The sequence below is a fragment of the Pelotomaculum sp. PtaB.Bin117 genome (assembly GCF_002067195.1).
GTDB classification, from domain to species: domain Bacteria; phylum Bacillota; class Desulfotomaculia; order Desulfotomaculales; family Pelotomaculaceae; genus Pelotomaculum_D; species Pelotomaculum_D terephthalicicum.
The window spans coordinates 1-9,247 of record NZ_MVQM01000062.1 but is presented as its reverse complement, the minus strand read 5'-3'; the positions used below and the strand labels follow the sequence as shown (position 1 = coordinate 9,247).

Sequence of the window (9,247 nt, the reverse complement as noted above, 5' to 3'; positions counted from 1 at the left end):
GGGCAGTTTGACTGGGGCGGTCGCCTCCCAAAGAGTAACGGAGGCGCCCAAAGGTTCCCTCAGCGCGGTTGGAAATCGCGCGTTAGAGTGTAAAGGCAGAAGGGAGCTTGACAGCGAGACGTACAGGTCGAGCTGGGACGAAAGTCGGGCTTAGTGATCCGGCGGTATCGAGTGGAAGAGCCGTCGCTCAACGGATAAAAGCTACCCCGGGGATAACAGGCTTATCTCCCCCAAGAGTCCACATCGACGGGGAGGTTTGGCACCTCGATGTCGGCTCATCGCATCCTGGGGCTGTAGTAGGTCCCAAGGGTTGGGCTGTTCGCCCATTAAAGCGGTACGTGAGCTGGGTTCAGAACGTCGTGAGACAGTTCGGTCCCTATCCGTCGCAGGCGCAGGAAACTTGAGAGGAGCTGTCCCTAGTACGAGAGGACCGGGATGGACAGACCACTGGTGTACCAGTTATCGTGCCAACGGTAGCGCTGGGTATCTAAGTCTGGACGGGATAAGCGCTGAAAGCATCTAAGCGCGAAGCCCCCCTCGAGATGAGGTTTCCCATAGCATAAGCTAGTAAGACCCCTGGCAGACAACCAGGTAGATAGGCCGGGTGTGTAAGCTCAGCAATGAGTTTAGCTGACCGGTACTAATAGGTCGAGGGCTTGACCTAAAACTTGTTCAACTACACTGTACAGTTTTGAAGGAACGCCAGAAGTAATATTTAAACGGATAAAGTTTCTGGTGGCAATATCGGAGGGGGTACACCCGTTCCCATACCGAACACGGCAGTTAAGCCCTCCTGAGCCGATGGTACTTGGGGCTTGCCCCTGGGAGAGTAGGACGCTGCCAGAGAATTTTTAAAAGCCTCACGGTGAAAAAACACCGTGAGGTTTTATGTTTCCAGTCTCTTATTCGGCTATTTGGCTTGGTGCCGGGTTCTTTTCCAAAGTAATTTACAAGGGTATGTCCCTTTATTTTTATGAATTACTGCCATAAGTTTAAATTTACCGCAGAACCAGTTTCTTAAATCCACCGAAATCCTTAGCCATAACTGATAGGGTCCGCTTCAAATTTCCCCGTCTCCTTTTAAATTCAAACCTTTCGGTACAAACAGTCTGTTGTTTTCCCTGCGGCATCACATGCTGTTACGCAATATTCATAGTTTACCAGCCTCTGGAATAATCCTTGAAGCAGTCAAGACATACCTTTTTGCCGTCATTCATTCTTATTTTATGTTCCGGTACGCCTTCGCCGCAGTGTTCACAAACTACTGTGGCAAACATTCTTGCTGTTTCCGGCAGATTGAAATTTGGTTTGTTGAAATTAAAAATTTCATCCGCCGGCGAATTCAATATATACTCCTGGCGCTGCCGGCGGTCCATTTCATCATTAAAAGGCTTGGCAATCATTCTGAGACTATTACCATCGGACCGGCTGAAAAAACTGAAAGCCATTTTGCCCGTGCCTTTGTAAAGAAGGTTGCCTTTTCCTAATGTGCAGCCTGTGATAACTTGAATCGCATCTACTCCACAGGCATCGTTTTCGGTAACACATACGATTTCTTCATCTTTTGAGAATGCAATCCCCATTTTTTCCATCGCTGCTTCACAAGCCTTGAAGCCTATGGCGAGTCCCGGGCATTCATGTCCATGAAACGCCACTGATTTTTCCCATAATTTCTTGTTCATATTGCCCTCCTTTAAAAAATAAAACCACGAAAAGAGCTGTTCCTTACAGCATCCCTTCATAGTTTGTTTATAATAATAGCTTCTTTTTGATAGTTGATTAACAGCAGAGCTTTTCCAAACCTTCTTGGTTTTGTTTCTTTGTACAGAATAATAAAGAAGTGTTAAAATGTCAAACGTTTTATCAAGGGTACTTTATTTTTGAAAAAAGGTATGTCCCTTTCTTTATTGGGGGGCTTCCTCATAAGAAGGTTTATCCCCTTTCTTTATTGCTTAAGACTAGCAGCAGTGTTCGAAAAGGCTTGACTTGCCCGGACCGGGAGTTTGTCCGGAGCGGCGCGGAGCACTGGGTGCGGTTTATAGCGCGTGCAGGCATGCAGAAAAGCCCGAGTAGACGCGTAGGCAGCGCATGGCAGCCTGGTACGCGGCGGTTGATAAAACGATGCTATTTGAGTATCATAAAAATTGCGGAGAGAGCGGAGGATAACCCCGGGCCGACTACCCCCAAAAGCTTTTCGAACACGGTCATATTTCAACAATCTATAGCAATTGAACGAAAATAGGAATAATTCAGTAAAATAGTGGAATAAATCAAAGAAAATAAAAGTTGACATTATATGGTATTATTTACATATAAACCCTTGAGAGGTGGCCGACCATGAAAATGATTTGGCGGCTAATTTTTGTTTTTATGATTGTTTTGTGCCTTTCTTTTGCAGCCGGAGCGTTGCTGAATAAAACATTCCAGCTCATAGAGCCGGTTGTCGGGCGGTATCTTCAGCTTTAAAAATCTGTCCGATCTTGTTTTTATGGATAGTATATTGTAAAATTATTTGATAGCTAACAAGAAGTAGTATTGGGGGCATTATAGTGGCAGAAAAAGGAACCTGGTTGGTTAAAAAAGGTTTGGCTGAGATGTTGAAGGGTGGCGTGATTATGGATGTCACCACCCCGGAGCAGGCAAAAATAGCGGAGGAAGCGGGCGCCTGCGCGGTAATGGCGCTTGAGCGGGTACCGGCTGATATACGGGCTGCCGGGGGAGTGGCCAGGATGGCTGAGCCCACCGTTATTTTAAAAATAATGGAAGCTGTTACTATTCCGGTAATGGCAAAAGTGCGTATCGGCCACTTTGTGGAAGCGCAGATTCTTGAGTCTCTTGGAGTGGATTACATTGATGAGAGCGAAGTTTTAACACCGGCTGACGAGAACCACCACATAAATAAAAATGCTTTTAAGGTGCCTTTTGTTTGTGGCGCCAGAAACCTGGGTGAAGCATTGAGGCGGATTGGCGAAGGAGCGGCAATGATCCGTACAAAGGGCGAACCGGGGACCGGCAACGTGGTGGAAGCTGTGCGCCACATGCGGATGGTTATGGGTGAAATGCGCAGGCTGCAGAACATGCCTAAAGAGGAACTGATGGCTGCGGCAAAAGAAATGGGCGCGCCTTACGAGTTAGTGCTGCAGGTAGCCGAAACAGGCAGTCTCCCGGTGGTGAATTTCGCGGCAGGCGGAATAGCCACTCCGGCTGACGCCGCCTTGATGATGCAGTTGGGTTGTGACGGGATATTTGTGGGTTCCGGGATATTTAAGTCAAATGAGCCGGCGGCTAGGGCCAAGGCTATTGTAGCCGCAACTACACATTACAGCGATCCCGGCATGCTGGCGGAAGTCTCGAAGAACCTGGGCGAAGCGATGCCGGGTGTGGAGATAGCCACTATTTCTCCTGAATATCGCATGCAAGACCGCGGCTGGTAGAAAAAATATCGTGGAAGGAAGTTTAGTATATTATGCGAATAGGTGTTCTGGCCCTGCAGGGAGCTTTCAGGGAACACCAGAAAATCCTTGCGGAATGTGGAGTAGAGTCGACGCAAATCAGAAAGAACACGCAGCTTGATGGTATATCAGCGTTGATCATACCTGGCGGCGAGAGCACAACCATAGGAAAGCTGATGAACGAATTCGGACTTTTTGAGCCCATCACAAGAATGAGCGAAGATGGTTTGCCGGTATTCGGCACCTGTGCCGGGCTGATCATGTTGGCTAAGGAAATCAACGGTTCCCGGCAGGCCCGCCTTAATTTGATGGACATATCGGTGGAGCGCAATGCCTTCGGGCGGCAGGTTGACAGTTTCGAAGCTGATTTGGATATACCTGTTTTGGGAACGCGACCATACCGGGCCGTTTTTATCCGCGCCCCATATATTACAAGTGTCGGCAGAAGTGTTCAAGTGCTGGCGAAATATGAAGAGAAGATAGTGCTAGCCCGTCAGGGAAATTTTATGGCGGCGGCTTTTCATCCTGAGCTGACCGCAGATTTGAGGCTCCACCGCTATTTTATAGAAAATTGTTTATAATTCAACAATATTTTTGATATTGTAAATTGAGATCGGATATAGTATATTTAATTAATAAGTTAATAATAACCCTGTGAAGGGGTAAAGTAATCAGCTGTATCCTTTTCAGAGAGCCGGTGGTGGCTGTGAACCGGTAAGAACGGCATGATGAAACAGGCTCCCTGGAGGAGGTTTACTGAAAGCAGTAGTAGGTAAACCCGGGTAAGTTCCCGTTATCACAAGCTCAAGAGGGCTGGAATTATTCAGGCCAAAAAGGGTGGCACCGCGGGATTAACCTCTCGTCCCTGTTTTTTGGGGATGAGGGGTTTTAATATTTTAAAGTTAAATTTAAAATGAGAGAGGGGAGAGCTTCAAATGCAAGACAAAAAATATTTAATGATTCCTGGTCCCACACCTGTACCGCCAACAGTGGTTGCCGCCATGTCGCAACCTCTCATAGGCCACAGGTCCGATGATTTTGCCAAATTGCATGAGCAGATTGTTGGAAAATTAAAGAAAGTTTTTCAAACCAATAACGACATCTTTGTATTGACTAATTCCGGTACCGGCGCGCTGGAGACGGCCATCGCCAACACAATAAACCCCGGCGATAAAGTATTGGCCTTGATTACCGGGAATTTCGGCGAGCGCTTTGCAAATATCGCCAAGGCATACGGCGCTCAGATTGACGAGGTGGATTTTGGCTGGGGCAATGATGTTGATTTAAAGGTCGTTGAGGAAAAACTAGCCGCTAATTCCGGCTATAAAGTTGTCCTGGCGACCCAGAACGAGACTTCTACCGGTGTAAAAAACGATATTGCGGGAATTGCCGCGCTTGTATCTAAAACGCCCGCCCTGCTGCTGGTCGACGGTGTTAGCGGCATTGGCGCTATTGAACATAAAACAGATGAGTGGAGTGTCGACATCCTGTGCACGGCTTCTCAGAAAGCGCTTATGTTGCCGCCCGGCCTGTCTATGGTTACCGTCAGTGAAAAAGCCTGGCGGGTAGTCAATGAAAACCAGTCGCCACGGTTTTATTTCAGCCTCCTGGCGGCCAAGAAAGTATATGATAAGTGGAATACCGCTTACACACCCGGCGTGTCGATGTTCTTGGGGCTGGATGCCGCCCTGGACATGATGCTGGCGGAAGGCATGGACAATGTTTACGCGCGCCATGCTCTGCTGGCCAAGGCTACGCGGGCTGCCGCCAAAGCCTTGGGATTAAAGCTGCTTTCTGAAGACCGCTGCGCGTCCAACGCGCTCACAGCCATCTGGAGCCCGGAAGGCATCGGCGCTGACGATATTCGCAAGGTACTGAAAAAACAGTATGGGATCGCTTTTGCCGGCGGCCAGGGAAAATTGAAAGGGAAAATTTTCCGGATAGCTCATATGGGCTTTGCTGATAAAATGGATATTATGATTGCCGTCAGCGCGCTGGAAATGGCACTGGCGCAAGTCGGCTATCCTGTTAAGCTTGGTTCGGGTGTGAAGGCGGCTCAGGAAGTATTCTTGGGAAAGGTGGAATAAGGATGAAAAAAGTTCTGGTTATGGACGGTGTTGCTGAAATCGGCTTGACCGCTCTCAGACGCGAACCGGATATCGAAGTGGTTATCGGGGAAAAAATGTCCGAGGATGAGTTGGTTGGTATTATCGGTGAATACGACGCCATGATCGTGCGGAGCGCCACAAAAGTCACCGCCCGGGTGCTGGAGCACGCCTCCAGGATGATCATCGTGGGGCGCGCGGGTGTTGGTATCGACAATATCGACGTGGCTGCCGCCACAGCAAAAGGAGTACTTGTGGTGAACGCCCCGGACGGCAATACCATTGCCGCAGCCGAGCATACCATGGCCATGATGCTGGCGCTTACCCGCAATATTCCACAGGCATGGGCAACTCTGCGTTCCGGCAAGTGGGACAAGAAATCCTTTATGGGTGTTGAATTCAGGGATAAAGTTTTAGGTGTCATCGGATTGGGCCGGATCGGGTCGGCTGTGGCGAAACGCGCTCAGGGCATGGAGATGAAAGTTATCGCCTACGATCCGTATATCAGCGAGGAAAAAGCTGAGAGTCTCGGAATACAGTTGCTCCCGCTGGAAGAGTTATTTAAACAAGCCGACTTTATTACCAATCACCTGCCGTTGACCAAGGAATCCAGATATATCGTCGGGGAGAAAGCCTTCAGCCTGATGAAAGACGGGGTGCGGATAGTTAACTGCGCCAGAGGCGGCGTGGTTGATGAGCAAGCGTTGTACGCGGCGATGAAGTCGGGCAAAGTCGCCGGGGCGGCGCTGGACGTATTTGAAAAAGAGCCTACCACGGAGAGCCCGCTTTTCGAATTAAACAATTTCATTGGTACCCCGCACCTGGGCGCTTCTACCGAGGAAGCCCAGCTCAACGTGGCCTTTGACGTGGCGCTGGAGATTGTGGCGGCCCTTAAAGGTGACATTGTGAAGAATGCTGTTAATATTCCATCCTTGAGTCCGAAAGTAATGGCGGTTGTCAAGCCTTACCTGACCCTGGCGGAAAAAATGGGCAAATTTGTGGCCCAGTTGGCGAGCGGGCGGACCGATAAGATTGAAATCAGATACAGCGGAGATCTGGCGGGTCAGGAGGTCGCCCCCATTACCACGGCAGTATTAAAAGGCTTCCTGGATACCATCCTGCAGGAAATGGTCAACTTTGTTAACGCCCCGACCCTGGCCAAAGATCGCGGCATCAATGTGGTTCAGCAGCAGGCCGGTGAAGAAGGCGATTACGCCAATCTAATAACAGTCAAGGTTGTTTCGGGCAAAGATGAGATTTCAGTGGCCGGGACTATTTTCGGTGGCACCGACCCGCGGTTTGTGTTCATTGACGGCTACCACGTGGATGCGGTGCCTGAGGGGCACATGCTTTATGTTCCACATGCCGACAAGCCGAAGATCATCGGCCCGGTAGCCAACCTGATTGGGGCGCATGACATTAACATATCCGGCATGCAGGTAGGCCGCAAGTCTATTGGAGGCAAAGCGGTAATGCTCTTGAATGTTGATACTCCCGTACCTGAGGAAACCCTGGCGGAAATATCTAAAATCGACGGGGTGCAGGGTGTGAAAAACGTAAGTTTATAAAATTCTCTAACCAGTTGCTAAGAATTTATATATTAGACGGCGCCTCAAAAGGGGCGCCTTTATATTGACTTATTCAACTGCTCAGGAATCAGCCTTGAAAATTCAGAATTCCGACTCCTGAATTTTGACTGCCGAATTATTTTACAAACTATTACCGTTATAGTATAATACTACGACTAATATTTTACATAACTATATTTTATGATTTCAACTGGGGGAGAGGTAATGCTTGATTTAAAATTTGTTCGCGGCAATCCCGAGCTGGTGCGGGAAGCTCTTGCTAAACGAGGCTCTCCGGTTTCCCTGGATGATTTTCTTGACCTGGACGAACAGCGCCGGGACAAACTGTTTATCGTGGAACAGATGAAAAGCAGGCGCAACATTGTGTCCGAGGAAATCGGGCGTTTGAAGAAGGCCGGCAAAGAAACCAAAGATATGATTCTGGAAATGAAAGAGCTTTCACAACAGATAAAGGAAAGAGATGAAGAGATTAAAGTCATTGAGGAAAAACTGCAAATTATCCTGCTGAACATCCCCAACGTGCCGCATGAATCGGTGCCGGCCGGCAGCTCCGAAGCGGATAACCCGGTGGTGCGCACTTGGGGCGAACCCAGGAACTTTGATTTTTCACCCAGACCGCACTGGGAAATCGGCGAGGCTCTGGATATCATTGATTTTGAGCGGGGCGGCAAGGTCACCGGCGCCAGGTTCAGCTTCTATAAAGGTTCCGGTTCCCGGCTGGAACGTTCAGTGATCAGCTATATGCTGGATTTGCATACCGCTGAGCATAACTATGTGGAGATATTTCCGCCATTTATGGTGAACCGGGACAGTATGGTGGGTACCGGGCAACTGCCAAAATTTGCCGAGGATATGTTCAAAATTGAAGGTACTGACTATTACCTGATCCCAACCGCGGAAGTGCCTGTGACCAACCTTTACCGTAACGAAATTCTCGACGGCGAAAAGTTGCCTATATATCATTGCGCCTATAGCGCCTGCTTCAGGGCTGAGGCGGGGGCGGCCGGCCGGGACACACGCGGATTAATCCGCCAGCACCAGTTCAACAAGGTTGAATTGGTAAAATTCTGCCGTCCCGAGCATTCCTACGACGAACTGGAGAAACTAACGGCTAATGCGGAAAGAGTCCTGCAGTTGCTGGGCCTGCCTTACCGTGTGGTTGTTCTCTGCGCGGGCGACTTGGGCTTTTCTTCTGCGAAAACTTATGATATCGAAGTTTGGCTGCCCAGTTATCAGGATTATAAAGAGATTTCTTCCTGTAGTAATTTTGAAGACTACCAGGCCAGGCGGGCAGGGATCCGCTTTCGGAACGATAAAGGGAAAGCTGAATTGGCGCATACTTTAAATGGCTCAGGCCTGGCGGTCGGCCGCACAGTGGCCGCCATCCTGGAAAATTACCAGGAATCCGACGGTTCAGTAACCGTGCCGGAAGTGTTGAGGCCTTACATGGGCGGGTTGTCCAGAATTTATTGACATCATTCTTAAATTGACACATAATTTCATCTATGATAAACTTATTAGTACGTTATCATGTGTATAAACCGGCAGATGGCGGGATTGAACGGAGGGGTGTCCGAGCGGTTTAAGGAGGCGGTCTTGAAAACCGTTGGTCCTTTTGCGGGTCCCGTGGGTTCGAATCCCACCCCCTCCGCCATGATATCGTGAATTGTAAAGAAGAAGGAAATATTGTGGAGAGTTGGCCGAGTTGGCTGAAGGCGCTCGCCTGCTAAGCGAGTAGACGGTGTTAAACTGTCTCGAGGGTTCGAATCCCTCACTCTCCGCCAATATCCTGTTGAAAGCTGTTGAACCAAACATAGGAGTGGGCGACAGCTTTTCTTATGCATGTATTATGTAGTATTGTAGTATGCATATGAAAATAAATCTAATTTTACTGCTATGCCAAAGAGGCAGCGAGGAATACGTGATTAGATAATAGGATTAAAATGAGAAAGGTAGTCGATAAATTAAAGAGGTTGGATAACAATGGCAATAGCAAAACAATATCAATCTGATGTTGACGCGATAGTGGCAAAACGTTATGACAACGGCGCTGACTATTGGACTACTCCCGACAAACGCCTATGTAAGGGAAGCCCATTTT

7 protein-coding genes, 2 tRNA genes, 2 rRNA genes and 1 other annotated feature are annotated in these 9,247 nt (G+C 48.7%); of the genes, 10 read left to right on the top strand and 1 reads right to left on the bottom strand.

Features of this window, described 5'->3' with window-relative positions; translation table 11 throughout:
* Both A4E54_RS03945 and rrf read left to right on the top strand, forming a co-directional pair.
* Positions 1-664: ribosomal RNA gene (locus tag A4E54_RS03945) — 23S ribosomal RNA — on the top strand; the annotation flags it as partial.
* Positions 665-731: 67 nt separating this feature from the next.
* Positions 732-846, top strand: a 5S ribosomal RNA gene (gene rrf, locus A4E54_RS03940).
* A gap of 311 nt (positions 847-1,157) precedes the next feature.
* On the opposite strand, the gene A4E54_RS03935 is transcribed toward rrf, so the two are convergent.
* Positions 1,158-1,682, bottom strand: a complete 525-nt coding sequence (locus tag A4E54_RS03935; RefSeq protein WP_240084365.1) for an FmdE family protein — start codon at positions 1,680-1,682, stop codon at positions 1,158-1,160.
* A gap of 655 nt (positions 1,683-2,337) precedes the next feature.
* Here A4E54_RS03935 and A4E54_RS03930 point away from each other — a divergent pair.
* The 8 genes from A4E54_RS03930 to A4E54_RS03895 all read left to right on the top strand — a co-directional run bounded on the left by A4E54_RS03930 (position 2,338) and on the right by A4E54_RS03895 (position 8,930).
* Positions 2,338-2,466, top strand: a complete 129-nt coding sequence (locus A4E54_RS03930) for a hypothetical protein (RefSeq protein ID WP_282442371.1) — start codon at positions 2,338-2,340, stop codon at positions 2,464-2,466.
* Positions 2,467-2,549: 83 nt separating this feature from the next.
* A complete protein-coding gene (gene pdxS, locus A4E54_RS03925) occupies positions 2,550-3,434 on the top strand; it encodes a pyridoxal 5'-phosphate synthase lyase subunit PdxS (protein ID WP_240084364.1) in 885 nt (294 codons plus the stop codon).
* A gap of 32 nt (positions 3,435-3,466) precedes the next feature.
* Positions 3,467-4,033, top strand: coding sequence for a pyridoxal 5'-phosphate synthase glutaminase subunit PdxT (gene pdxT / locus A4E54_RS03920; protein ID WP_248286048.1), 567 nt, complete (start codon positions 3,467-3,469; stop codon positions 4,031-4,033).
* A 64-nt stretch (positions 4,034-4,097) separates the two neighbouring features.
* Positions 4,098-4,322 (top strand) — a binding site (T-box leader).
* A gap of 65 nt (positions 4,323-4,387) precedes the next feature.
* Positions 4,388-5,539, top strand: coding sequence for a pyridoxal-phosphate-dependent aminotransferase family protein (locus A4E54_RS03915; protein WP_240084363.1), 1,152 nt, complete (start codon positions 4,388-4,390; stop codon positions 5,537-5,539).
* 2 nt (positions 5,540-5,541) lie between these two features.
* On the top strand, positions 5,542-7,125 hold the full coding sequence (gene serA, locus A4E54_RS03910) for a phosphoglycerate dehydrogenase (RefSeq protein WP_286724528.1): 1,584 nt from the start codon (positions 5,542-5,544) through the stop codon (positions 7,123-7,125).
* Positions 7,126-7,350: 225 nt separating this feature from the next.
* Positions 7,351-8,619: a serine--tRNA ligase gene (gene serS, locus A4E54_RS03905; RefSeq protein WP_240084361.1), complete on the top strand. Its 1,269-nt coding sequence runs from the start codon at positions 7,351-7,353 to the stop codon at positions 8,617-8,619.
* A 90-nt stretch (positions 8,620-8,709) separates the two neighbouring features.
* Positions 8,710-8,800, top strand: a tRNA-Ser gene (locus tag A4E54_RS03900).
* Positions 8,801-8,836: 36 nt separating this feature from the next.
* Positions 8,837-8,930: transfer RNA gene (locus tag A4E54_RS03895), tRNA-Ser, on the top strand.
* Positions 8,931-9,247 lie beyond the last annotated feature (317 nt).